This is a genomic window from Thalassotalea sp. ND16A (assembly GCF_000764205.1).
In the GTDB taxonomy this organism is placed as follows: Bacteria; Pseudomonadota; Gammaproteobacteria; order Enterobacterales; family Alteromonadaceae; genus Thalassotalea_A.
Map to the genome: position 1 here is coordinate 1 of NZ_JQDZ01000041.1, position 25,881 is coordinate 25,881.

Here is a 25,881-nt window from a genome sequence, read left to right on the forward strand (position 1 = left end):
TGTTCTTTTACTAAGGCTATTGCATCTTGTTTAAATTCTTTTGAATATTTTTTACGTGTCATTTTACTATCTCCAGTTAAGACTATTATCTCTTATCTGGGGTAGTGGAATCCATTAAACCATGTCAAATGTTGAAATTTATTGGCAATACCTTAGATAGAGTGTTGTTTGCGATAAATATGGTTGTCGCCATGCAACTGCCCGGTTTTATTCAACAATATGGACAGCGACTGGCAGGCCACCTCGATGAAGCAAAATATCAGTTAGCCAATTATCAATATATCGCCGATCAACATTACCAGGGGGACATCCAGTTATTAGTCAAACGCTATCAAACCAATAGCGACCCGGGTATCAATGCTGCTGGCGATTTGGTATTTGAATTGATTGAGCGAATATCGCTGCTAACGGCGCAAGTCGAGCATTTATTTAACCGTAATTTTTTCAGTAAAATTTATTATTTTATCATTGAAATCGATCTAGCCGTTGCCCAGGCAACACTACGAGATTATCAACTGAGTATCCCATTAGATAAGGCATCCCTGCTCATCGGTTTCGTTTTTGCTGTAGTGGTAAGTTTAGTCTCAGCATTTTCTTTCAAATTAATTCAAAGAAGTACTTAAATTTCTCAATAAATTGTGTACATTAGTAGATAACGGTTTTTAACTTTTTGGTGTTACCTTGAAAAAAACGGATGTCTCAAACTACGACCATTATCTAAAAGTTGTTGATTGCCAACAAGCCTGTCCTGCCCATACTCCCGTCCCTGAATATATACGTTTAATTGCTGACAAGCGCTACAGCGATGCCTATATGCTTAACTGGCATTCCAATGTATTTCCAGGGGTATTAGGTCGGGTATGTGACCGACCCTGTGAACCGGCATGCCGACGTGGACGAGTAGAAGAAGAGCCGGTCGCCATATGCCGGTTAAAGCGAGTAACGGCGGATTTCAAAGATGATATTACGGATCGCTTGCCAAAAGCCCCCGAAGAAGGCAATGGTAAACGTATTGCCCTCATTGGCGCTGGACCGGCCTCATTAACGGTAGCTCGAGATCTACTGCCACTTGGTTATCACATTTCACTGTTTGATCGGGACCAACGAGGTGGTGGTATGATGCGCAGTCAAATACCGGCGTTCCGTTTGCCGGAAACTGTGCTCGATGAAGAAATCGATTATATTTTGAATATGGGGGTGGAAAGCCATTTTGGTTCCGCCATCACCAGCATGCATAAGTTACTGAAAGAAAATTATGATGCGATCTTTGTCGGCACTGGTGCGCCAAAAGGCAGAGCGCTAAACCTACCGGGTTATGAAGCTGCCAAGCAACAAATTTCCATCGGCATTGACTGGTTAGCCAATGTCAGTTTTGGTCATAATGATAAAGCACCGAAACGTGTTGTTGTCCTTGGTGGCGGCAATACTGCCATGGACTGCTGCCGTACCGCGAAACGTCTTGGTGCCGAAGACGTAAAAGTGATCGTGCGCTCCAGCTATGCAGCGATGAAAGCATCACCCTGGGAAAAAGAAGATGCCAAAGCCGAAGATATCGACATTATCGTTAACCACACCCCAACCGAATTCGTGGTTGAGAAAGGAAAATTAAAAGGCGTGATGTTTGACGAAGTTGAATCTTTTTATGACAGAGGCGGCAACCGTGTTTTAAAAAATACCGGTAAAACCTTGCTGGCGGAATGTGATTTAGTGCTGGTAGCCATTGGTCAGGATACGTCATTTGTGTGGATTGAACGGGATATCGGACTCGACTTTAACGATTGGGATCAACCTTGTTTAAATGAAACAACACTACAATCTTCCATCGACAAAGTATTTTTTGGTGGCGATGCGGCCTATGGTCCCGAGAATATCATCACTGCAGTAGCCCACGGTCATAAAGCGGCGATTTCCATTGATTTATTTTGCCAGGGCAAAGAACCAACACAGCGGCCCAAAAGTGACTTTAATCTGATCAGCCAAAAAATGGGCATGCATGAGTGGAGTTACACCAATATTATTGACCATGATGAACGAAATTTAGTGCCTCATATCAGTTGGCAAGAAGCGGTGAAAAAGTTAGCGACCGAAGTCGAGCTTGGCTTTGATGAGCAACTGGCCCTTGAAGAGGCTGGGCGCTGTTTAAATTGTGATGTCCATACCATATTCACCGAAAGTACTTGTATAGAATGTTCTGCTTGTGAGGACATCTGTCCTACCGACTGCATTAACTTTATTGGCGACATTAAAGACAATATCACCCCGCCACAACAATTGCTTAAAGGTAAATTGAAAGTCGATAAAGCCACCGATGAGCAAGACTATTTAATCTCAGATAATTTAAACACCGGCAATATTATGGTGAAAGATGAAGACATGTGCCTGCACTGCGGTTTATGTGCCGAACGATGCCCCACGGGGGCCTGGGATATGCAAAAATTAACGCTAAGCAATATAGAGGCGACGATAAAATGAGAAATTCCAGCGCCGAACATAACAATATGGAAAACTCTATCATTAACGATTTTGTCGTTAAATTTGCCAATACCAATGGTACCGGTTCAGCCAGTGCCAATAATATGTTTGCCAAGGCGATTATGCGCATGGGCATTCCGGTGAGTGCGAAAAACATCTTTCCCTCGAATATTCAAGGGGCGCCGACCTGGTATGAAGTCAGGATCAACGAGCATAATTTTTTGGGCCGTAGAGGCGGTAAAACAGAAATCATCGTGGCAATGAATGCCCAAAGTTTTGTCGCCGACATTGAAGACGTGGCCGATGGCGGTTACTTGCTCTACGACTCCTCAAAACAGATACCCGAGCATTTGATCAAAAAAGGTATCCATTATTTGGGCATTCCCATATCGACCATTTGTTTAAAAGAGTTTCAAAACCCAAGGCAACGACAGTTATTTAAAAACGTGATTTACGTTGGTGCATTAGCGGCATTGCTCAATATTGAATTTAATGTGTTGAAAACCTTAATCTCAGACCAGTTTAAGGGCAAAGAAAAGCTGATCACGCCAAACATTTATGCATTAGAGCTCGGCTATCGATATGCCAATAGACATTTTAGTTGTCCGTTAACGTACAACGTTGAACGTCGAGATCTGATCGGTAACCGGATCATGGTTGATGGCAATACCGGCTGTGGTTTAGGTGCGGTTTATGGTGGTGCTACTGTGGTCGGTTGGTACCCCATTACGCCATCAACGTCAGTGATCGAAAAATTTGCCAGTTATTGTCAAAGATTACGTATCGACCCCGCCACCGGCAAGAAAAACTTTGCCATAGTACAGGCCGAAGATGAGCTAGCGGCGATTGGCATGGCAATTGGCGGTGGTTGGAATGGTGCCCGTGCATTTACCGCAACCAGTGGCCCAGGTGTATCTCTAATGGCTGAGTTTTTAGGCTTATCATATTTCGCCGAAATTCCAGTGGTACTGGTGAACATCCAGCGCGCTGGCCCATCGACTGGCATGCCTACCAGAACACAACAATCCGACGTATTGGCCTGTGCCTATGCCTCTCATGGCGATACCAAACATGTGTTACTCTTCCCAGAATCGCCTTGTGAGTGTTTCGAATTAACTGCCCTGGCCTTTGATTTAAGCGATCGTCTGCAAACCGCCGTGATTGTTATGAGTGATCTCGATTTAGGCATGAATGACCATTTATCCGCGCCATTTATCTGGAATGATAAGCAGAAATACGATTTGGGCAAGGTGTTATCCATTCGCGAGCTAGATAATATCGAGTCTTATGGCCGCTACCGAGATATTGATGGTGATGGCATTTGTTATCGTACTTTGCCCGGCACTCACCCGAATAAAGGTGCCTATTTTACTCGGGGTACTTCACGAAACCAGGACGCGGTGTATTCAGAACAATCGGCAGATTATGTCCATAATATGCAACGCTTAGAAGCGAAATTTGCCACTGCCGCCAATATCGTACCGAAACCTGAAATATGCTCTGGTTTTAAGAATACGCAGCTAGGTCTGGTTTATTACGGCTCAACCGCACAAGCCATGCTGGAAACAAAACAGTTACTGCAAGAACAGGGCATCCCGGTCGATTTAATGCGCATTAAAGCCTTTCCGTTTGGTAATGAAGTGAAAAAATTCATTGAGCAACACCAGTACATTTACGTTGTTGAACAAAACAGAGATGCGCAAATGCGTACCTTATTATCTAGCGAGTTAAACTTGGATCCGTTAAAACTGGCGCCCATTTTGTGTTTTGACGGCCTGTCGATTACCGCCACACAAATCTGCGATGATATTATGACCGACATCGATAGTCGCACCGAAAACCTAACCGAAAGCCAGGAGGTTGTGTAAATATGAGTTTTGCTAAATCAAAGTTTAAACATAAATCATTACCGGTAAACGATTTGGGCTTAACCTATCGTGAATATGAAGGTGCTATTTCTACCCTTTGTGCCGGCTGCGGCCATGACTCAATATCAGCAGCAATTGTGCATGCTTGCCATGAACTGTCTATTGCCCCACATAGCATTGCCAAGATGTCTGGCATTGGCTGTTCGTCAAAAGCGCCAAATTATTTTTTGAGAAATGCACATGGCTTTAACTCAGTACATGGCCGGATGCCTTCGGTCACCACCGGAGCAAATTTAGCCAATAAAGAGTTAACCTATCTTGCCATGTCTGGCGATGGTGATAGTGCTTCTATCGGATTAGGTCAATTTGCCCACGTAGTACGTCGACAACTGAATATGGTCTATATGGTGGCCAATAATGGGGTATATGGTTTGACCAAAGGTCAATTGGCAGCAACGTCGGATAAAGGGGTGAAAAATAAAATTGGCGATTTGAGCCTGTTTAACGATATTGATTTATGTACCATGGCACTACAACTCGGTGCGTCTTTCGTCGCTCGCTGTTTTTCGGGTGATAAAGCACAACTCGTGCCCATCATTAAAGCCGCTATCGCCCATCAGGGCTTCGCTTTTATTGATATCATTTCCCCTTGTGTCACCTTCAATAACCACGTCGGCTCAACCCGCTCGTACGATTATGTTCAAGAACACGTCACCACAGGTGCAGTAACGGATTTTGTGCCGATCAGAGAAGAAATCACATCAGCAATCCCCGAAGGTGATTTTGAAGACATTTGTTTGCATGACGGTTCAATAATGCGCTTTCATAAGCTTGATCCAGATTATGATACCAGCAATCGCTTAAAGGCAATGAATGACGTAGAAGAGCATAAACAGCGTGGCGAAATATTAACCGGATTGTTGTATTTAGATCCTACCGCCAGAAACTATCATGAACTCAATGATACTAGTGATATGCCTTTGAATCAGGTTAAGCAAGATTTGCTTTGTCCCGGCGAAAGAGTGTTGGGAACGATTAACGACAGTTTCCGTTAATTAATTCCTTTAAGAATTAACGGAATAAAAAAAGGCTGCTGCGCAGCCTTTTATAATATTATTTAACGTTGAAAACGTTAAATTTTTATTTTCCGTTGTTCGCTTCTTCTACCCGGTTTTTTAATTTTTGACCCGGTCTAAAGGTAACTACCTTCCTGGCAGAAATTGGGATATCTTCACCTGTTTTAGGGTTTCTTCCCGGTCGTTCATTTTTGGTGCGTAAATCAAAATTACCAAAACCTGATAACTTTACTTGTTCACCGTTCTCTAAACTGCCTCTAATTTCTTCGAAGAATTCTTCCACCAATAATTTGGCATCCCGTTTACTTAAACCGACTTCTTCGTATAAATGCTCTGATACTTCTGCTTTGGTTAGCGCCATATTCTTAGTCTCTCAGTGATGCGTCAAGTTCGCTTTTTAATGCATCGACCACAGTATTAACGACTTCAGAGATGTCCTTTTCTTCAAGAGTTCTCTCATGGTCTTGCAATGTTAATGCGATTGCCAGGCTCTTAAAACCTGGTTCGATACCTTTACCTTGGTATACATCAAACAATTCTAGGCTAACTAAATGATTTGTGCCAACCTTTTCAATGAGTTGTAGCACTTTTTTTGCATTTACTTCATTTTTTACCACTACTGCGATGTCACGACGGTTCGCTGGGAACTTTGAAATCTCTTGCATTAGTGGGATTTTTTGCGTCAAAATCTCACTTTGCAGCAGTTCAAACACTAAAGTGCGACCATTTAATCCTAATTTACGCTCAAGTTCAGGGTGCACAGCACCAACATAACCAACCAATGCATCACCACGATAAATTGCTGCGGTTTGGCCAGGGTGTAATGCCGGTATATCAGCGGCCTTGAACTCATAAGCATTGCTGTCTGCAGTTAAGGCTAATAAGGCTTCAACATCACCTTTTGCATCAAAGAAGTCTACCGCGGCTTTATCCAAATTCCAGTGCTCACCATTTTTAAGTCCGGTGATAATCCCTGAAATCATTGCTTGTTGGCTCACACCATTTTCAGCATCATTATCGGGTAAAAAGCGTAATCCACATTCAAACAAGCGCACACGGCTTTGTTGGCGGTTTTGGTTATACACCACAGATTGAATTAAGCCGGTCCATAAACTTAGCCGCATTACCGACATTTCGGAAGAAATTGGATGAGGTAAGGTCATCACTTCTTGTTCCGGGTGTAATAAGCTTTGTACTTTCGGGTCAACAAACGAATAAGTGATCGCTTCTTGATAACCGCGAGCAACCAAAGTGTTGCGGAATTTAGCAATAGTAAGCTTAGCTTCATTATGCTGACGCATGCTAAGTTTGGCCATTGGCGACACATTGGGTATGTTGTTATAACCAAATACGCGGGCAACTTCTTCGGTTAAATCTTCTTCAATTTTGATATCAAAACGATACGCTGGTACGGTTGTGGTCCATACATCGTCATTAAATTTTACGGTTAAGCCCAGGCGAGTCAGGATTTCAGTAACCGTTTCGGTTTCAATATGAATGCCGATAAGTGAATCTAATTTACTACGGCGTAACGTCACTACACGTTCTGCAGGAATGTGCTCGGCACTAACTGCTTCAACCACAGGACCGGCTTCACCACCAACAATGTCTAATAATAACGTCGTGGCGCGTTGCATCGCCTGATGCTGCATTTGCGGGTCAACACCACGCTCATAGCGGTGTGATGCATCAGTATGCAAACCGTATTGGCGGGCTTTACCTAAAATGGCTAACGGTGCGAAAAACGCACTCTCTAATAAAATATCTGTCGTTGTTGCAGTAACACCTGAGTCTTGACCGCCAAAGATACCGGCAATCGCTAACGCTTTGTTATCATCAGCAATCACTAAAGTCTGTTCTGACAGTTTCACTTCATTGCCATCTAATAACGTCAATTCTTCATCTGCCTCGGCAAAGCGTACATTAATACCGCCATCAATCTTATCAAGATCAAAAGCATGCATTGGATGACCAAGTTCAAGTAGCACGTAATTGGTTACATCAACGACAGGATCGATTGCACGCACGCCACAACGACGTAGTTTCTCAACCATCCAAAGTGGCGTAGTTGCTGTGGCATTAATGTTTTTAATTACCCGGGCTAAGTAACGAGGACAGGCAGCACCGGCCGCAATGTTTAGCGTTAATGCATCGTTAATAGTGGCAACTTGCTCATTAATTTCAACTTCATCGACAGCAAGGCTATTTAACACCCCTACTTCACGAGCTAAGCCTTTAATGCCTAAACAGTCACCACGGTTCGAGGTTAAGTCGACATCGATAGTGACATCGTTTAAATCAAGATACTCTCGTACACAGGTGCCAATAGGCGCATCAACGGGTAATTCCATGATACCGTCAGCACTATCTGCTAAGCCAATTTCAGATTCGCTACACAACATGCCATGCGATGGCACGCCACGTAATTTGGCTTTTTTAATTTTAAAGTTGCCCGGTAATACCGCGCCAACTTTTGCCACGGCGACTTTAAGGCCAAGGCGACAGTTTTTTGCACCACAAACGATGTCGACAACTTCATCGCCAACGTTTACTTTGGTAACTTGTAACTTATCGGCATCGGGGTGTTGACCACATTCGATCACTTCACCAACAACAACCTTGCTAAATTCGCCAGCAACGGCATCAACGCCATCCACTTCAAGGCCAGCCATAGTAATTTGATGAGCTAACTCATCTGAAGAAATTGCCGGGTTTACCCACTCACGCAACCAAGATTCACTAAATTTCATTTATCGGCTTCCTACTTGAACTGTTTTAATAAGCGAAGATCATTCTCAAAGAATGAACGTAAATCGGTAACGCCGTAACGCAACATGCTTAAACGCTCAACCCCCATGCCAAAGGCAAAACCGGTATAAACTTCAGGGTCGATGCCAACGCTACGCAGTACGTTTGGATGTACCATACCGCAACCTAATACTTCTAACCATTTACCATTTTTGCCCATAACATCCACTTCTGCAGAAGGCTCTGTGAATGGGAAGTAAGATGGACGGAAGCGAATCTCTAAATCTTCTTCGAAGAAATTGTGTAAAAAGTCGTGCAAAATGCCTTTTAAGTGAGTAAAACTAACGTCTTTATCCACCATTAAACCTTCTACCTGATGGAACATTGGCGTATGGGTTTGATCGTAATCGTTTCGATATACACGACCAGGAGAGATAATACGCAGTGGCGGTTGTTCAGTTTCCATGGTACGAATTTGCACACCAGAGGTTTGCGTACGTAACACCAATTTCGGATTGAAATAGAAGGTATCATGATCGGCACGGGCCGGATGATGATCAGGAATGTTTAACGCATCAAAGTTATGAAAGTCATCTTCAATTTCAGGACCGGCTTTCACTTCAAAGCCTAATTCACCAAAGAAGCTCTCGATCCGTTCAATAGTACGAGTTACCGGATGCAAACCACCTTGTTCGCACGTATTACCCGGTAAAGTGACATCAATAGATTCGCTGGCAAGCTTGGCTTTAATTTGTTCTGCACGTAACAATTCGCCGCGAAGATGAATGAGCTTTTGCACTTGTTGTTTGGCAACGTTAATTAACTGCCCTGCTTTTGGACGCTCTTCTTTACTGAGTTTGCCTAAGCCTTTTAGTTGCTCGGTTAACTTGCCTTTTTTGCCTAAAAACTCAACCCTAACCTGGTCAAGTGCCGCTGGCTCTTGTGCACTTGCAACCGCTTGTTCGGCTTGCAAGATAATATCATCTAGATTCATGTCTTCCTCTGGCGATGCTGCTATCGCTATTGAGTGTTAGTTATGCGCGCAACGCGCCTAAATTAGAAAAGCGATAATTTTACACGAAAATCATCGCTGATATAGAGGAAAAACAGAAAAACACTGTGATTTTTCTGTTTTTTTTAATGAAATCGGGAAATTACTGCAGCAATGTGATAATTACCGAAATAAAACCGACTCTTTGTTAAACCAGTGCACACAAAATAATATCGAAATCAGTGCAAAAAATCCGGTTGACGCAAATATTGGGATTAGCAGGCTATAATCTATGGTGCCCTTTAACAGTTCTTTTATTGCCAGGGAAACATTGGCAATGGGTACTAATGACCAGGTTAAGTTCAGCGAAACCCCAGGTGTCATGCCGACGATAACCGGAAAGATCACCAATATCGACAACGGCCCCATATAATTTTGTGCTTCTTTATAACTACTGGCATAAATGGAAATCGCCAATAATGTCGCAGCAAAAATCGCGGAAACCGGGATCAATAGCAAAACAATCAAGCCGTAATCGAGAATACCTACCGACCCTAATATTTCAGAAACCACTTTCACATCAAGCAGCTGGCCGACAATAAAAGACCAAAACACCATACTAAATATGGTGATTAATGCCGTCATAACGGCGGTGGTGGTAATACATAAAAATTTGCCTATCACCAGTGAAAAGCGTGATATCGGCGTCAATAGTAGCGTTTCTATGGTACCGCGCTCTTTTTCACCCGCCCCTAAATCAATGGCCGGGTACATGGCTCCGGTTAAACACAGTGGGATCAGGATGTAGGGAATGAGGCCACCAATTTTTTCACCAAAACTTTCTCTTTCATCGGCGGTATCAAATTGCTCAATGTCTACCGGTTTTTTAAATGCGGCAAACTGCGCCTGATCAAAGCCCATGTTAGTGAAGATTTGCAGTTGTAAATCTTCATTAAACTTTGCCAACGCATTTTGCATCTTAAATTTGATGCCGCCAATGAGATTCGCGCCATTAAAATACGCTTTCCAAACCGAAGTTTCAGAATTATCAAATTGAGTTTTAAAATCTTTATTAAGTACGATCACCAAATCTAATTTATTGGCTTTTATCGCCTCAATGATCTCAGCTTCCGTTTCCAACTTTAACTTTACCGGTTTAAAATCGTTGTGGTAAAACAAGTTGCTGGCAAATTCTGGCGCCGCACTTTCATTGACTAACAAATAACGGATCACTTTTTCTTGTTCACTAACCGCGGCTTTTGCTCCGAGAAACCCCATCAAACCAAACAATACCGGGAAAATCACCATAGGTAAGGCAACGATAAAAAATAACGTTTTTTTGTCGCGTAACAGCTCAATTAACTCTTTAATATAGACTTGCCACATATTAGTTAACTCCGTGTAGTACATTCATAAAGGCACGACGTAAATCTTCATCGCTTGCTTGTTGTTTAAAATCGCTAACCGTACCATCAAAGCAACTTTTGCCTTGATTTATCACCGATACTCGATCGGCGAGTAACGCTATCTCATCTAAGTGATGGGTCGAAAAAATGACTGCCGTGCCCTGCTCTCGCATTAACTGCACAAATTCAAGAATGGTTTCGGTAGCCATGATATCCAGGCCGGTAGTTGGCTCATCCAATACCAATACTTCCGGTTTGTGGATCACTGCACGGGCTATTGATACTTTCTGCTGCATACCGGTAGATAAGTCCTCAACCCGACGCTCTAAATATGCGGTAATATCTAAATCTTGATAAATTTCATCGGCATCATTTTTCAGAAACTCATCACTTACGCCATGTAATTTTGCAAAGAACTCGATATTCTCCCTTGCCGTGAGTCGACCATAAAGGCCGGTTTTTCCCGATAAGAAGCCTATTTTTTGTTTTGCGACTTTCGGTTTCTTTACCACATCAACATCGTTGACAATGATTGCCCCGGAATCTGGCTTAAGTGCGGTCGATAAGATTCTTAAGGTGGTGGTTTTGCCGGCGCCATTGGGGCCAAGCAATCCTAGCACTTCACCTTTTTTACAATGAAAACTGACATCTTTTAAGGCGTGAAACTGGTTACCCTGTTCGCGCGGATCTTTTGTCGTTGCCAGGCTGTTTTTTTTATTTGCTTTCATTGCAAATGTTTTCGTTAAATTCTCAACTGAAATCATTAAAATCCTTTATTATTATGATGTTATTATTACTCAGCAAGCAAAAAAGAAATTGGTGGCGGATAAAAATCTGCAAAACCAACGGTTTGATTATGCAGCTATCCAGATTGCTTTCAATTGTAACCTTGTTACTAGACAAAGCAATCCATTAATCTCAAAAGGTGTTACAAATTGCAACAGTTAGCAACAAATGCTTTATTTGTGAGAATACAAGGGGTAGATTAACGGATCTCGATTGATAAAATGAAAAATATACAATGAATAAATCCATAAAACTTATCAGCATGTGTTGTACCTTGGCTGTGACCTGTGCAGCCAGTGCCAAAACATTTGAACAAGCCTATCAAGGTATCTCGGCAAGCAAATTACATCAGCACGTAAAAACCATATCCTCTGATGAATTTGAAGGTCGTCTGCCAACTTCTGCCGGAGAAAAGAAAGTACTCGATTGTTTAACCCGCGAATTTAAAACAGCAGGATGGCAACCAGGCAACAACGGCAGTTTTTTACAACCGGTTGAACTGGCTGAAGTCACCGCCCTTGCCGAGATGAAATTAACCATTAAAGGTAAAGGCAAGTCGGAGCAGTTTAACTATGTTGAAGACATGGTGTTAGGGACTTCCAGATTCAGCGAACTTGAGCAAATTAAAGACTCAGAAATTGTTTTTGTTGGCTATGGTGTGAATGCTCCAGAGTATAAATGGAATGATTATGAAGGCATAGATGTTAAGGGCAAGACAGTGGTAATGCTGGTTAACGATCCTGGCTTTGCTTCTGAAATCCCAAGTCTGTTTACCGGTAGTGCGATGACTTATTATGGCCGTTGGACATATAAGTATGAAGAAGCAAGCCGTCAAGGCGCTGCTGCTGCTATTATCGTTCATGAAACTGCGCCAGCGTCTTACGGCTGGTCAGTGGTAACCAATAGTTGGACTGGCCCACAATACAGCTTATATCGCGAAGATGGTAATAAAGGCAGGGTTCAAATTGAAGGTTGGTTGTCTTTAGCCAGCACCAAAGCGATGTTTGCCCAAGCTGGACTTGATTTCACCACGTATAAAAACAAAGCGATGCAAGGGCCTATCAGTAAACCATTAGGGTTAACGGCATCGGCAACGGTGAAAAGTACCGTTAAAAAGTCTAGCTCATACAACTTTATCGCCACCTTGCCTGGCAGTGAAACTCCAGATGAACACGTACTACTGACTGGTCATTGGGATCATATAGGTAAAAATGATGATTTACCCGGGGATAAAATTTATAACGGCGCGCACGATAACGCTACCGGTATCGGCGGTATCATTGAGATTGCCAATGCTTTATCCAGCCTGGATAAAGCGCCAAAGCGTTCTGTTACGGTTATTGCCACGACGGCAGAAGAGCAAGGTTTGCTTGGTTCAAAGTACTACGCCCAACACCCGGTATATGCTTTGAATAAAACCGTTGGCGTATTGAATTTAGACAGCTTGAATATTCTAGGCAAAACTAAAGATTTGGTGGTTAACGGTTTAGGTAAATCAGAAATGGAGAATTATCTGAAAGTCGCTGCTAATAAACAAAATAGAGTATTGGTAAAAGAAACCAACCCTGGTGCTGGTAGTTACTATCGCTCTGATCATTTCAATTTTGCCAAAGTTGGCGTGCCGGCATTATACGCTGGTGGTGGCGGTAAGCCTGTTGATGCGGAAACTGCCGCATATCGCAAGGCGACGTTACCTAAAATGCGCAAATGTTATCATCAGGCCTGTGATGAATATAATCCAGAGTGGGACTTTTCCGGTGCAATACAAGATCTACAAGTGACTTTCGATGTTTTATATCAAGTTGCTGATTCAGAAGATTGGCCACAATGGTCTAAATCAAGCGAATTTCAACGGAAAAACTAGAAAAATTAGAAAAATTATAACTTATGCCATTTTTTTTCAGTATTTTGAAGTAATTATTCTAATTCTTAGCGAATTGCTATTGATTTTTACCAGTAAATATTAGATTCTCACTGGTGAATAAATTTCGATTTTGATTAATAAAGGAAACACGCATTATGTGTTCAATTTTTTGTATTCTGGACATCAAGTCTGATGCCAGTAAATTAAGGGAGCAAGCCATTGAGTTCTCCCGCTTGCTAAGACACCGTGGACCCGACTGGTCTGGGGTATATTCCAATGACAACGCAATATTAGTGCACGAGCGCTTGGCGATTGTTGATACCGAAAATGGCGCACAACCTTTATATAATCAAAATCGAAATAATGTGTTAGCTGTTAATGGCGAGATCTACAATCACAAACAACTCGAAGCTAATTTAACGGTTGATTATGCGTTTCAGACCAAATCTGACTGTGAAGTGATTTTACCTTTGTATGCAGAGTTTGGCGTTAACTTTATCGATAAATTACAAGGCATGTTTGCCTTCTGTTTATATAATCAGGCAGACAACAGCTATTTAGTCGCTCGTGATCATATGGGCATCATTCCGTTATACATGGGTAATGATGAACATGGTAACTTCTATGTTGCTTCAGAAATGAAAGCGTTAATGCCAATTTGTAACACGGTGAGCGAATTTCCTCCGGGACATTTCTTAGATAGTAATGACGGCGAAATCAAGCCTTACTATCAACGCGACTGGACCGATTATGAAGCCATAAAAAATAATGAAACCGACATTGCTGAATTACGTACTGCGTTTGAGCAATCGGTAAAAGGTCACTTGATGACCGATGTGCCTTATGGCGTTTTACTCTCTGGTGGTTTGGATTCGTCGTTAGTATCGTCAATTACGCAAAAATTTGCCGCCCGTCGTATCGAAGAAAATGATCTTAGTGAAGCCTGGTGGCCAAAAGTGCATTCATTTGCCTGTGGTTTAGAAGGTTCACCTGACTTAATCGCCGCACAAAAAGTGGCAGATTCTATTGGTACCATTCACCACAGTATTACCTTTACCGTACAAGATGGTATTGATGCGTTAAAAGAAGTGATTTATCACATCGAAACCTACGATGTTACTACCATTCGTGCTTCGACCCCGATGTATTTGATGGCCCGTAAAATCAAAGCTATGGGTATCAAAATGGTACTTTCAGGTGAAGGTGCGGATGAAATTTTTGGCGGTTACTTATACTTCCACAAAGCGCCTAACGCGCAAGAATTTCATCAAGAGTTAGTACGCAAGCTTGATAAACTGCATATGTTTGATTGTTTGCGGGCAAATAAATCCATGTCTGCCTGGGGCATTGAAGCTCGTGTTCCGTTTTTAGATAAAGAATTTATGGACGTTGCCATGCGCATCAACCCTGAAGACAAGATGTGTAAAGACGGTAAAATTGAGAAACATGTGTTACGTTCTGCCTTTGAAGGTTATTTACCAGAAGAAATCTTGTGGCGTCAAAAAGAGCAATTTTCTGATGGTGTTGGCTATTCCTGGATTGACAGTTTAAAAGAACACGTTGAAGAGCAAGTGAGCGATCAACAACTGGCCAACGCAGAATTCAAATTTCCACACAATACGCCAGATACGAAAGAAGCCTATTTCTATCGTACTATATTTGAACAACACTTCCCGCTTGCCTCGGCTGCAGAATGTGTACCCGGTGGTAAATCAGTTGCCTGTTCAACAGAAGCCGCCTTGGCTTGGGATGAAAGCTTTAAGAATATGGCCGATCCTTCAGGCCGTGCGGTGCAAGCCGTGCATAATGAAAGTTACTAATTTGTAGCGATTAGCAAAAACGATAAAAGCCAGTGTTCCACTGGTTTTTTTATTAGGGTTGGCGGGGTTTTAACCTCGCATCGTAATTTGCCGTAATCAAGGTAACGTGGCTATCGCCAAAACGCGAGACTAAAGTCCCGCCAACCTTGGAAACGTAACCGCTGGTTGGCGGGGTTTTAACCTCGCGTAATTTCACCCATCAATTCCCTTTCGGGCCAGTCATTTGCTCAGGCACAACCCATTGTTTAAACTGCTCTGCAGTCACTAATTTTAGGGCAACAGCCGCTTCGATAAGTGTGCAGCCATCCCGATGAGCTCGTTTGGCGATTCTACTGGCATCATCATAGCCAATATGTGGATTTAGTGCCGTAACCAGCATTAATGATTTATTAACTAGTTCCGCTATATGCTCCTCATTAGCGCAGATACCAGTTACACATTTTTCGGTAAAACACTGGCACCCATCGGCAAGCAAACGGACGGATTGCAACAAATTATAAATAATGACGGGTTTGAACGCATTCAGTTCAAAATGGCCACTCGAACCAGCAATTGAAATGGTTACATGATTTCCCATTACCTGCGCAGCAATCATGGTCAACGCCTCACATTGTGTTGGGTTTACCTTACCGGGCATAATCGACGAACCGGGTTCATTTTCAGGAAGGCGAATTTCACCAATACCACAACGTGGCCCTGATCCTAGCAGGCGCATATCGTTGGCAATTTTCATTAAACTGACCGCGATAGTATTTAACGCGCCACTAGCCTCAACCATAGCATCGTGAGCAGCCAGTGCTTCAAATTTATTGTCTGCCGTGCTAAAGGGAAGTTTGCTCACCTTTGCCACTTGCTCGGCAAACTTGCCATCAAAACCTTTGACCGTATTGAGCCCAGTGCCAACACCAGTACCACCTTGAGCCAGCGGGTAAAGTGCCGGCAATATCGCTTCAACTCTGCGGATGGCGTTATTCATTTGTGCGCTGTAACCCGAAAATTCCTGTCCAAGTGTCAATGGGGTTGCATCCTGCATATGCGTTCTGCCAATTTTTACCAATTGCGTAAATGATTTAGACTTAGCATTTAATTCATCATGTAGGTAATGTAATGCCGGTAATAAACGATGGCTGATCTCTTCAACCGCAGCAATATGCATCGCCGTAGGAAAGACATCATTTGACGACTGCCCCATATTGCAATGATCGTTAGGGTGAACTGGTGTTTTGCTGCCTTTAATGCCACCGAGAAGTTCAATTGCCCGGTTGCTAATCACTTCATTAGTATTCATATTACTTTGCGTCCCTGAGCCGGTCTGCCAAACAGAGAGCGGAAAGTGCTCATCGAGTTTACCTGCCATGACCTCTGCAGCGGCCTTAATGATCGCCTTAGCAACTAAGGGTTTTAGCAGTCCAAAATCCTTATTCACCTGTGCGGCTGACTGTTTGACAATGCCCAGGGCTCGAATTAACGGCTTGGGCATTGTTTCCACGCCAATAGGAAAATTCTTTAAGGACCGCGCCGATTGCGCGCCATAGTACTTATCACGTGGGACTTTTAACTCGCCAAATGAGTCACTTTCGATACGGTATTTGGTCATAGTTTTGCCCAATCAATAAATGCAATCACGGTTACAATCCGTATTTTGGTTGAGTTAATTATAGACAATGACCACAACAGCACAGTAACGCCTGCCTCAGGCATTGAATTAATATTGAAGATTCATTTTAATGGACTGTCGGCTAAAGCTGAAGTTAGTCTTATTTGAGTCGCTTATTTTTGGTAAACTTCTGCCAGAGAAAGATAATGCTCCATATGTAGACCAAGACTAGTCCTATCATCAACACAGCCCCCCAAAAGGATATTGGTAAGAGGTATGCGTTATCACTACCATCCGTTGCGATGAGATAAACCCATTCGTCCAAAGCCATACTCAAACCAATACCAAATACAATCGAGGTGATATCGAGTAGACGATTATTACCACTAAATATTACTAATGGGATCCCGGCAAAAGTGATCAATAACAAACCGCTAAATAAATGATGTATGTTGTAAGAACCAAGGTCAAAATTTGTATCTGGAAATAAATGAAGATATACCCGCAACAAAAAAAGTGTGATTACCATGGAGAGCGCAATTAAACTGGCTCTTTTCTTATTCAAACTCACAAAAATTCACCTGTATTTAAAGTGAAAACTAAAACATGATTAAATCACAAAAGCACCTGGTAACCATCAAATACCCATACTATTTATCGCTGTAACTATTGCCAGAAGGTACTATTCCGAGCTTAAGAGTTTTCAATTACATCCTCAGCCCAACTCAATGCCGCCATAACGTTGGGAAACCCAATAGTGCTGGTGAGCAAAATAAGGGTGTGATAAATTTCATCAGCTTGTGCACCTGCATTGATGGCTCTTTTGGTATGGCTGTGTACCGCGCCTTCAGAACGAATCGATGCTGCCGCCGCGAGCTGAACCAGTTGCGCAGTTTTATTATCTATCGGCCCTTCTTGTTTTATCGTTGTTCCCAGTACTTCCACTGCATTAATAAAGTCCGGATGTTTTGCTTTGATCTTTAAGTATTGTTTAGACGGGGTTGTTTCCATAAAATTAACCTTAGATATTTTAAATATCGTTCTGCAAAATAATAGCCTTATCAAATATTAGCTTAGTTAAATATAGCAAAATAGTAATCCGCAATTTCACAATGGGCCTGAAAACAAGTATGCTGATACCAAATTGCTATAAGCAAATTTCAACTAAGAAACAATTATGATCATTAATAAAACCATGATTGCCAGCACTTTTTTATTGGCCACAACTTTTATTCTGACCGGCTGCGAGAACGAAGCGGAAGTTAAAAATGAGAAAACCAGAGGGGCTGAATTGGCGCAAAAATATATTATTTTAGATGGCCACATTGATGTTCCTTATCGTTTAGAAAAGAACTGGCAAGATGTCAGCAAAGCCACATCAGATGGCGATTTTGACTATCCTAGAGCAAAAGCCGGCGGCTTAAATGCTCCTTTCATGTCTATCTATATACCTGCCGTGTTACAACTTACCGGCGGCAGTAAAGAGCTTGCCGATAAACTGATTGATGGTGTTGAAACAATCGTTGCCAATGCTCCTGATAAATTTGCTGTTGCCACAAGCGTGAAAGATGTGCAGCAGCACTTTGCACAAGGACTTATTTCATTGCCGATGGGGATGGAAAATGGCAGTCCAATTGAAGGTAAACTTGAAAATTTAACGCACTTTTATCACCGCGGTGTCCGTTACATTACTTTATCGCATTCGAAAGCGAATCATATCTCCGATTCCTCCTATGACCCGCTACGCCCTGCCCGCGGATTAACCGATTTTGGTAAAGCTTTGGTAGCCGAGATGAATAATATCGGCATGATGATCGATGTATCACACATATCTGATGATTCGTTTTATCAGGTGATGGAATTATCAAAGGCTCCGGTGATTGCATCACATTCATCGGCAAGACATTTTACCCCAGAGTTTGAGCGCAATATGAGTGACGAGATGTTAATGAAACTTGCCAACAATGGTGGTGTCATTCAGATAAACTTTGGCTCGACCTTTATCTCGAAGAAATCTCGAGCTCATAAAGATACTTACAAAGCTGAACTGGCGAAATTTTTAACGGCAAACACTCTAACCAAAGCAAGCCCTGAAGCAAAACAATTTGAGCAAGATTACTTGCAATCAACGCCTTTTCCTTATGCCAGTTTAGATGATGTACTCGATCATTTTGATCATGTTATTCAACTCATCGGTATTGAGCATGTCGGCATAGGGTCAGATTATGATGGTGTGGGAGATAGCTTACCTACCGGCTTAAAAGATGTTGCCAGCTACCCTAATTTAATCGATGGCCTACTCGAACGTGGCTACAGTGAAGCAGATATAAGCAAAATACTGTCTGGTAACGTGCTTCGCGTGTGGAGTGAAGTGGAACACTATGCGGCTGCTCATTAGCCCTGTTTCGATTTACCGTTAATTAACACTAAAAGATGCTGACAGTAGGCAGATGCGCGATTAGGGATCTAAACATTTAGATCCCTTTATATTACCAGTACTTATGCCGTTATCGGCACTCAACATTTTACCTCTGAATTTTAACAAACGAAGAAAGTTTACATATCAACTTCAACTACAGCACTTATTACAGGAATTTCTGATGGAATTGTAATGGAGCTTGGTTTTACTCCCAAACACCCAAGGTTGGACCAGCCTATAATTGACAAAGCCTAGGTTATGCTCTTATATATTAATATAGGAGGAGTGAATTCCATGAATAAACAGGTATTGGTTATTGCTGACATAGAAGACGACGATATACTCTCGTTAGAAAAGGCTCGCGATATTACCCAGCCTATCAACGCGACGGTGGAAATAATCAAATTTATCCAGCATAGCAACGACTCTGACATTACTCTCGAACAGCATATAGAACAGGCTAAACAATCACTTACCTCCAATATTCATAGCATTTTTGATGATGAGACAGAAATCACTAGCGCAGTGATTGTTAGTGATAACATCGCCGACTGGGTGGTGAATCGCTGTATTCAAAAACCTGTAGACCTAGTGATCAAGGGGGGGCACCGTAGTGAATCATTGTTTCACACCCCTTCTGACTGGACATTAACACGACATTTACCCTGTCCAATATTGATCGCCAGCCACGTTAAGTGGAAAAGCAAAACCAATATTTTATTAGCTTTGGACTTATCAACCGACGAAAGTCATCATCAACAACTAAATTCTTTAATACTACGTTGGGGAGAAGCCTTGTCCGGGGTTACCCACAACCAATTACACGCGATGTATAGTATTCCCATTGCAAAAGCACTGCTGGAATTTGACGTGGTGAATAAACATTCAGTCAAGCAGAAAAAAGGGGCAGCTGCGCAAGAAAAAATGCAGAAACTGCTGGCTCAGTCTGAGATGAGTTCGGTAACCAGTCATATCACCGCAGGGCCACCGGATCGAACCATTCCCCATCAGGCTAACGAATTAAACAGTGATTTGGTGATTATCGGCTGCGTTGGCCGTGAAGGCGTTAGTGGCTTTTTTTTGGGTAATCTCGCCGAAAAAGTGCTGCATCATTTGCGCACCGATTGTTTGATAATAAAACTCGCACAAGATTAATTAATCTCACGAAATACTGTCAAAAATCAACCAAAATAGAATCGAATATCTCTTCCACCACCTTCAATATATCTGATTTTGTTAGCCACAATGGTAATGATTAAAATTTTTTTATAAATACTTAGAGGTGAGGAATCATGAAACGACATACCATCAGTTTATTTTTGACTTTAGCTGCATTTTGGTTACTCAATTCAGGTCACTATAGCACACTCATGTTGTTGCTTGGCGCTGCATCTATTACCTTAGTGCTAATTATTTCACATCAAATGGATGTTGTTGATCAAGAATCTCAACCGTTATATTTAACGCCTAATATCTTGGCTTACTATCTGTGGCTTGTTAAAGAGATTATTAAAGCCAATATCACCGTGGTAAAACACATTTGGCTTGGTAATGAAAGTATATCTCCAACACTAAAAACAATTAAAATCAGTCAAAAAACTGACATGGGAAAAGTCATCTATGCAAATTCCATTAGCTTAACCCCAGGAACTGTCACCATCGATTTAGTAGACGACGAAATTATCGTGCACGCCCTACTCTATAAGGATATTGAATCATTAACAGCCGGTGAAATGGATCGCCGGGTAAGTGTGTTGGAACGCTAATGTTAGTTGCTGCCACACTGGCCATTTTTGTCGCCATGATTTTAGCAATCATCCGAGGGATTTCTGGGCCAACATTTTATGATCGTATTTTGGCAGTCAACATGTTTGGCACGAAAACGGTATTGCTGATTTCTTTATTAGGCTTTGTCATGGGCCGGCCTGAATTTTTGGATATTGCGATTGTCTATGCGCTGATCAACTTTATCAGTGTCATTGCGGTATTACGTTACTCAGATACTAATCAATTTAAGCATACGCCTGGCGCAGAACCTTGCAACCGTAAATCGACAGAAAAGGAGCCCTAAATGGATATTGTTATAAATTTTAGCAGTGGCTTGTGTTTATTTATCGGTAGCTTTCTTTGTGTCTCAGGCGGCATCGGCATATTACGCTTTCCCGATTTTTATACCCGTATGCACGCAGTTGGCGTCACCGGTACCCTGGGCGCTGCTATGATTTTGATCGGCCTGATGCTACACAGTACCGATCTTTTAGTGTTTGCCAAGCTAGTCATGATCCTATTATTGACCTTGTTGCTCAGCCCAACGACAAGCCATGTACTCGCCAAAGCAGCATTGCATAATGGGCTGATGCCAAAACTTAGCCAGAACACGCTTGAGCAGAGTTCTCTTGATTTAAAAAGCAAGGAGACTGCCTCATCGAAATTTTGATTGATATCGTATTATTAACCTTATTGCTGGTTGTTGCTATTGCCATAATTCGGATGAAAGATCTGTTTGCGGTCATTATGCTCTCAGGTATTTACGGTTTATTGTCCGCGAGTTTTTTTGTTGCTATGGATGCAGTCGATGTGGCCTTTACTGAAGCTGCAGTGGGAGCAGGTATATCAACCTTGCTAATGTTAGTCGTCATAACAATGACCGGACGTAGTGAGAATACCACCCGGCATAAACCCTTTCCGGCACTGCTTCTTGTCGTCATAACCGGTGGCTTGCTGATCTACGGCACCTTGGATATGCCATATTTTGGCTCCGCCGATGCACCGGTTCACAGCCATGTTGCCCCTAGGTATATTAACGATTCCATGCAAGAAATTGGGATACCCAATATCGTAACATCTATACTTGCAAGCTACAGAGCGTTTGATACGTTCGGCGAACTTGTTGTCATCTTTACCGCTGGAGTTGGGGTGTTGGCACTGTTATCCATCGTTCGCCGCCCAATTAAAGGTGACAAAATTGCCGCGGTTAATGACTCGATGCATGAGCAGCACCTTGTTATCCGCATCGTCACTAAAATATTGCTGCCTTTTATTCTGTTGTTTGCACTTTATGTTCAATTTCATGGTGATTTCGGCCCAGGGGGTGGTTTTCAGGCTGGCGTGATCTTCGCTGCGGCGATTATTTTATATGCGATGTTATTTGGTTTAAGCACAGCCCGCATCGTCATTAATCAAGCTTTTATCCAGTTGATTGCTGCTACAGGCGTTTTGCTTTATGGCTGTGTTGGCCTCGTCTCTTTACTCAACGGCGGCAATTTCTTTGACTATAATTTCTTATCCAACGATGCCATTGCGGGTCAGCATTTGGGGATTCTCTTAATCGAGTGGGCCGTTGGTTGCACGGTTGCTTCAGTGATGATCATTATCTTTTTCAACTTTGCCGATTATAGAGAGCGGCAACTCAGTAATGAAAATCAACACAATCAGGAGTCACCTTAATGTTAATCGGACTTTTTAATAACTGGATTGTGGTAATACTGATGATGATTGGGCTATATATCGTGATTGCTCATGGCAACTTAATTAAAAAAATCGTTGGCCTGACTCTTTTCCAAACCTCTGTATTCATATTTTATATCAGTATGGCAAAAGTTGTTGGTGGTACAGCGCCTATCTTAGCTGACGATATCATTCAATACTCTAACCCTTTACCGCATGCGTTAATTCTCACTGCGATTGTGGTTGGCATTGCTACCATCGCTTTAGCTCTGTCATTAGTGATCCGCATAAAAGCCGCTTATGGCAGTATTGAAGAAGAAGAGATTCAACGGCAAGATAATCAAATTCAGGCGGATAAAAAAGAGAGAAAACAAGCGTGATATCACACCTTCCGGTTTTGCAAGTGATTGTCCCGCTGATGGCTGCACCTATTTGCCTGATATTCAAGCGTGCACAGCTGGTCTGGCTGTTTTCTCTGTTGGTCAGTGGCCTGACATTTTTGATCAGTATTTTGTTATTACAGCAAGTAATGACTTCAGGCGTACTCAGTTACGAATTAGGTGGCTGGCAAGCCCCCTGGGGAATTGAATATCGAATTGATAAGCTTAATGCTTTTCTGTTGCTGATTATTTCAGCAATAAGTACCATTGTGTTGTTTGCCGCTCAAACTAGCATAGAAAAAGAAATAGATAAAAACAAACACACGCTATTTTATGTTTTATATTTGTTATCACTCACCGGTATGTTGGGTATTGTCGCCACAGGGGATGCCTTTAATGTTTTTGTCTTTTTAGAAATATCGTCACTTTCTTCGTATGCTTTAATCGCTATGGGTAAAAACAAACGTGCGCTTTGGGCCTCGTATCAATACCTGATTATGGGGACAATTGGTGCAACGTTTATTTTAATTGGTGTTGGCTTGATGTATCAAATGACGGGCACACTGAACATGCAAGATCTCTCGCAACGCCTACCTGAAGTGGCACAAACACGTACCGTATTTACTGCTTTTGCTTTTGTTATTGTCGGCGTATGTTTAAAGCTGGCCCTATTCCCGCTTCATCATTGGTTACCTAATGCCTATGCATACGCGCCATCAATTGTCACCGCCTTCTTCGCCGCAACAGCAACAAAAGTCGCTATTTATTTACTTATTCGCCTTACTTTCTCCGTTTTTGGCTTGTCTTTTTCTTTCACCACCATACCTCTACAAAGCTTGTTTATGGCACTTGGCCTGATCGGAATTTTTATCGCTTCAATTTCGGCAATCTATCAAAATAATATTAAGCACCTGTTTGCTTATTCGAGTATTGCTCAAATTGGCTATATGATTGTTGGTTTTAGCATTAGTACAGTAACGGGTTTAACCGCAACCTTATTACATGTGTTTAATCACGCGTTGATGAAATGTGCAATTTTTTTAGCCTTAGCTGCGGTGATGTACCGGCTAGATGATGTTCAACTCAATAATTTTCACGGTTTAGGCCGGCAGATGCCACTGACAATGGCTGCGATCGTGGTCGCTGGTTTGAGTTTAATTGGTATGCCGTTAACCGTTGGGTTTGTCAGCAAATGGTACCTGCTTAGTGCATTGCTTGAACAAGGTTGGTGGCCCGTTGCTGTGCTTATTCTGTTAGCAGCAATATTAACTGTTGTTTATCTCTGGCGAATCATCGAAGTCGCTTACTTCAAACAGCCACTAGTTGATAATGCCGCAGTCAAAGAAGCGCCCATATTGTTTCTCGTCCCCATATGGACACTAACCATCGCGAATATTTATTTTGGTATCGATACTCGCCTTAGTGTGCAGGTAGCACAGGCGGCAGCTCAAAGCTTGTTTGGGCTAACGCCATGAACTTATCTTTAGAGCTAATGTTGCAACTCTCTATTATTGTCCCCTTGTCGGCGACCTTAGTTATTGTTGCTACTGGAGATAAACCAAACCTTCGGGAAGGTGTGACAATCACAAGCTGTTTAATATTGATATATTTAGTGGTTAATCTATATCAAGGACTCTCCCTGGGAGCAACCATCAGTGTGTTCTGGTGGGAGCTTTTACCCGGTTTAACCGTGAGCTTTGCTATTGAGCCACTCGGCATGTTGTTCGCTTTAATTGCCAGTTTCCTCTGGCTAGTCACTAGCTGTTATGCCATTGGTTATATGCGCTGTCATCAAGAAAAAAATCAAACCCGTTTTTATAGTTATTTTGCCATTGCCATTGGTGCAGTGATCGGCCTTGCCTTTTCCGCGAACCTGTTTACCTTGTTTATTTTTTATGAATTATTGACCTTATCGACTTATCCTTTAGTGACTCATGCAGGCACCGAAAACGCCAAACAGGCTGGCCGAACTTATCTCGGCATTCTGCTTAGCACGTCAATCGTGTTTTTTCTGTTAGCTATCGTCAGTACCTGGTTTGTTGCTGGCACCTTAGATTTTAAACTCGGCGGTATATTTTATGCTGATGTTGATAAAGTCATGGCAGGTACTCTGCTGGTGTTATTCATTTTTGGAATCGGTAAAGCGGCGATTATGCCTTTTCATCGCTGGCTACCCGCGGCTATGGTTGCACCAACTCCTGTGAGTGCGCTTTTACATGCGGTTGCCGTGGTAAAGGCCGGTGTTTTTATCATTGTAAAAATATGTGTGTTTATTTTTGGCCTGGATTTGCTGTCGGTATTACCAACCACCCAATTCTTACTCTATTTAGCTGCAGCCTCAGTGTTGCTTGCTTCACTTGTTGCGATGAGACAAGATAATTTAAAAGCAAGGTTGGCGTATTCAACCGTCAGCCAATTAGGTTATATCACTATTGGCGCATTGTTGGCGACTTCGTCAGGCATTATTGGCAGCTCCATGCATATTGCCATGCATGCGTTTGGTAAAATCACCTTGTTTTTTTGCGCGGGTGCTATTTTAGTCAGCTTAGGTAAAGCAAAAATAAGTGAAATGCGCGGTATTGGCCGACAAATGCCACTGACCATGTTGGCATTTTTTATTGCCAGTCTCAGTATCATCGGTGTTCCACCTACCGGGGGAACATGGAGCAAGTGGTTTTTAATGATGGCGACACTAGAAACCGAGCAATGGCTATTAATGGTGGTTTTAATGTTTAGCTCTTTAGTGAACGTTGCTTACTTGTTACCGATCCCCTTTTACGCATTTTTCCCCGTTCTCCTTTCAAATAGAGAGTCGAATAAAGCACCAAATCAATATTCTAGCAAGGCTGCACCTGTTGGCAATATATTGACCGGAAGACAAATAAAAGAAGCGCCTCTGCCATCACTGATTGCCATTGTTATTACCACTTTAGGTTGCTTAACTTTATTTATTTATCCGCAACCTTTATTTGATTTGGCCTCGGCTGTTTTGAGCATTAGGGAATAA

23 protein-coding genes are annotated in these 25,881 nt (G+C 42.3%); 15 read left to right on the top strand and 8 right to left on the bottom strand.

Going from position 1 to position 25,881, the window contains the following annotated elements; translation table 11 throughout:
• The first annotated feature begins 128 nt into the window (after positions 1-128).
• From ND16A_RS12275 to ND16A_RS12260, 4 genes are read left to right on the top strand one after another with little or no spacing between them, the layout of a single operon-like run.
• On the top strand, positions 129-623 hold the full coding sequence (locus ND16A_RS12275; protein WP_033077006.1) for a DUF2937 family protein: 495 nt from the start codon (positions 129-131) through the stop codon (positions 621-623).
• A 58-nt stretch (positions 624-681) separates the two neighbouring features.
• On the top strand, positions 682-2,472 hold the full coding sequence (locus ND16A_RS12270; RefSeq protein WP_033077007.1) for an FAD-dependent oxidoreductase: 1,791 nt from the start codon (positions 682-684) through the stop codon (positions 2,470-2,472).
• Positions 2,469-4,340, top strand: a complete 1,872-nt coding sequence (locus ND16A_RS12265) for a 2-oxoacid:acceptor oxidoreductase subunit alpha (RefSeq protein ID WP_235282011.1) — start codon at positions 2,469-2,471, stop codon at positions 4,338-4,340. The genes ND16A_RS12270 and ND16A_RS12265 overlap by 4 nt, the downstream gene beginning before the upstream one ends.
• 2 nt (positions 4,341-4,342) lie before the next feature.
• Positions 4,343-5,395 carry a 2-oxoacid:ferredoxin oxidoreductase subunit beta gene (locus ND16A_RS12260; RefSeq protein WP_033077008.1) on the top strand — a complete coding sequence of 351 codons (1,053 nt, stop codon included), beginning with the start codon at positions 4,343-4,345 and terminating at the stop codon, positions 5,393-5,395.
• Positions 5,396-5,480: 85 nt separating this feature from the next.
• On the opposite strand, the gene ihfA is transcribed toward ND16A_RS12260, so the two are convergent.
• The 5 genes from ihfA to ND16A_RS12235 form a co-directional block, all read right to left on the bottom strand.
• A complete protein-coding gene (gene ihfA / locus ND16A_RS12255) occupies positions 5,481-5,777 on the bottom strand; it encodes an integration host factor subunit alpha (RefSeq protein ID WP_033077009.1) in 297 nt (98 codons plus the stop codon).
• 4 nt (positions 5,778-5,781) lie between these two features.
• Positions 5,782-8,166: a phenylalanine--tRNA ligase subunit beta gene (pheT, locus tag ND16A_RS12250; RefSeq protein ID WP_033077010.1), complete on the bottom strand. Its 2,385-nt coding sequence runs from the start codon at positions 8,164-8,166 to the stop codon at positions 5,782-5,784.
• 11 nt (positions 8,167-8,177) lie between these two features.
• Positions 8,178-9,158: a phenylalanine--tRNA ligase subunit alpha gene (pheS, locus tag ND16A_RS12245; RefSeq protein WP_033077011.1), complete on the bottom strand. Its 981-nt coding sequence runs from the start codon at positions 9,156-9,158 to the stop codon at positions 8,178-8,180.
• A 180-nt stretch (positions 9,159-9,338) separates the two neighbouring features.
• Positions 9,339-10,541, bottom strand: coding sequence for an ABC transporter permease (locus tag ND16A_RS12240; RefSeq protein ID WP_033077012.1), 1,203 nt, complete (start codon positions 10,539-10,541; stop codon positions 9,339-9,341).
• Position 10,542: 1 nt separating this feature from the next.
• Complete coding sequence (locus ND16A_RS12235) at positions 10,543-11,325, bottom strand: ABC transporter ATP-binding protein (protein ID WP_033077013.1); 783 nt, start codon at positions 11,323-11,325, stop codon at positions 10,543-10,545.
• 257 nt (positions 11,326-11,582) lie between these two features.
• Here ND16A_RS12235 and ND16A_RS12230 point away from each other — a divergent pair, with 257 nt between their 5' ends.
• Positions 11,583-13,211, top strand: coding sequence for a M28 family metallopeptidase (locus tag ND16A_RS12230; RefSeq protein ID WP_033077014.1), 1,629 nt, complete (start codon positions 11,583-11,585; stop codon positions 13,209-13,211).
• 155 nt (positions 13,212-13,366) lie between these two features.
• Complete coding sequence (asnB, locus tag ND16A_RS12225; protein WP_033077015.1) at positions 13,367-15,031, top strand: asparagine synthase B; 1,665 nt, start codon at positions 13,367-13,369, stop codon at positions 15,029-15,031.
• Between the two features lie 199 nt (positions 15,032-15,230).
• Here asnB and fumC read toward each other — a convergent pair whose 3' ends face one another.
• The 3 genes from fumC to ND16A_RS12210 form a co-directional block, all read right to left on the bottom strand.
• Positions 15,231-16,628 carry a class II fumarate hydratase gene (fumC, locus tag ND16A_RS12220; protein WP_033077016.1) on the bottom strand — a complete coding sequence of 466 codons (1,398 nt, stop codon included), beginning with the start codon at positions 16,626-16,628 and terminating at the stop codon, positions 15,231-15,233.
• A gap of 160 nt (positions 16,629-16,788) precedes the next feature.
• On the bottom strand, positions 16,789-17,199 hold the full coding sequence (locus ND16A_RS12215) for a hypothetical protein (RefSeq protein WP_033077017.1): 411 nt from the start codon (positions 17,197-17,199) through the stop codon (positions 16,789-16,791).
• A gap of 122 nt (positions 17,200-17,321) precedes the next feature.
• Entirely contained in the window at positions 17,322-17,639 is a 318-nt protein-coding gene (locus ND16A_RS12210; protein WP_033077018.1) for a carboxymuconolactone decarboxylase family protein, read from the bottom strand.
• Between the two features lie 172 nt (positions 17,640-17,811).
• Here ND16A_RS12210 and ND16A_RS12205 point away from each other — a divergent pair, with 172 nt between their 5' ends.
• The 9 genes from ND16A_RS12205 (at position 17,812) to ND16A_RS12165 (ending at position 25,881) form a co-directional block, all read left to right on the top strand.
• Positions 17,812-19,026 (top strand): dipeptidase, encoded by a 1,215-nt coding sequence (locus ND16A_RS12205; protein ID WP_033077049.1) that lies wholly within the window; start codon positions 17,812-17,814, stop codon positions 19,024-19,026.
• A 315-nt stretch (positions 19,027-19,341) separates the two neighbouring features.
• Positions 19,342-20,202 (top strand): universal stress protein, encoded by an 861-nt coding sequence (locus ND16A_RS12200; RefSeq protein ID WP_033077019.1) that lies wholly within the window; start codon positions 19,342-19,344, stop codon positions 20,200-20,202.
• Between the two features lie 137 nt (positions 20,203-20,339).
• The gene (locus ND16A_RS12195; protein ID WP_033077020.1) at positions 20,340-20,813 is read left to right on the top strand and encodes a Na+/H+ antiporter subunit E; all 474 of its coding nucleotides are present in this window, start codon (positions 20,340-20,342) and stop codon (positions 20,811-20,813) included.
• A complete protein-coding gene (locus ND16A_RS12190; protein WP_052072974.1) occupies positions 20,813-21,118 on the top strand; it encodes a monovalent cation/H+ antiporter complex subunit F in 306 nt (101 codons plus the stop codon). Before ND16A_RS12195 ends, ND16A_RS12190 begins: the two co-directional genes overlap by 1 nt.
• Entirely contained in the window at positions 21,119-21,484 is a 366-nt protein-coding gene (gene mnhG / locus ND16A_RS12185; protein WP_052072975.1) for a monovalent cation/H(+) antiporter subunit G, read from the top strand.
• A complete protein-coding gene (locus ND16A_RS12180) occupies positions 21,481-22,494 on the top strand; it encodes a DUF4040 domain-containing protein (RefSeq protein ID WP_327144163.1) in 1,014 nt (337 codons plus the stop codon). Before mnhG ends, ND16A_RS12180 begins: the two co-directional genes overlap by 4 nt.
• Complete coding sequence (locus ND16A_RS12175) at positions 22,494-22,874, top strand: cation:proton antiporter subunit C (protein ID WP_033077021.1); 381 nt, start codon at positions 22,494-22,496, stop codon at positions 22,872-22,874. Before ND16A_RS12180 ends, ND16A_RS12175 begins: the two co-directional genes overlap by 1 nt.
• Positions 22,871-24,349, top strand: a complete 1,479-nt coding sequence (locus ND16A_RS12170; RefSeq protein WP_033077022.1) for a monovalent cation/H+ antiporter subunit D family protein — start codon at positions 22,871-22,873, stop codon at positions 24,347-24,349. Before ND16A_RS12175 ends, ND16A_RS12170 begins: the two co-directional genes overlap by 4 nt.
• The gene (locus ND16A_RS12165; RefSeq protein ID WP_033077023.1) at positions 24,346-25,881 is read left to right on the top strand and encodes a monovalent cation/H+ antiporter subunit D family protein; all 1,536 of its coding nucleotides are present in this window, start codon (positions 24,346-24,348) and stop codon (positions 25,879-25,881) included. The genes ND16A_RS12170 and ND16A_RS12165 overlap by 4 nt, the downstream gene beginning before the upstream one ends.